Source organism: Oleiphilus sp. HI0080 (assembly GCF_001635135.1).
Map to the genome: position 1 here is coordinate 1 of NZ_LWFU01000121.1, position 687 is coordinate 687.

The 687-nt window shown below is 45.3% G+C and carries 1 protein-coding gene; it reads right to left on the reverse strand.

What is annotated here, in order from left to right; all coding sequences use genetic code 11:
* Positions 1 to 115: 115 nt before the first annotated feature.
* Positions 116 to 687 (reverse strand): arginine N-succinyltransferase (locus A3751_RS01510; RefSeq protein ID WP_197466091.1); only part of this gene is annotated, 572 nt, incomplete at its 5' end.

The following is a 687-nucleotide window of genomic DNA, read 5'->3' on the forward strand; positions in this document are numbered from 1 at the left end:
TTGTGGCAGACCAAACACGCTCTTGCGTATAGGGGTTCGTACTTTCAAGAACAGGGCCGGAACCTTCCTGCCATTTACCATTAATCAACAACCCAAGGTTGGACATGCTGCTCTCCTATTCGTAACGAAGCGGTATCACGCGAATATCAGATTGGTCATCTATCAATAACGCATCAGCTTGCTCTTTACTCAAACTAACATGGTCGTGGGCGACCTGCTCTTTGGATACAAGCAAGGCTCTGAAACGCTCCATTTTTCGATTCGAAACCACATAGTCAGTGCGTTCACCAACAGGCGCTTTATGCTGTTCATCAACTCTATACGGTAAAACTTTACTCTCTCGAACGCCTCGAATTTCTTCAACAAAGGTCTCCATCACCGGTCCTCCATCGAAAATATCGACATNACCGTTAAAGTGAAAACCCTCTTTTTTCAGCATCTCAAGCGCCGGGCGCGTATTTTCGTGAGGTTGCGCAATGACGGCACGCGCCTCTGGACTAAGGGAAAATAGATAAATTGGGTATTTAGGCATTAGCTCTGCAACCATTTCTTTGTTGCCGAGCCCGACTTGATAATCGGCATAAGAAAAGTCCATTTGAAAGAACTTTTTACCTAGTGACTCCCAAAATGGTGAGATACCGTTTGAATCGGAAACACCGCGCATTTCAGCAACAATCTTAGAAGCAA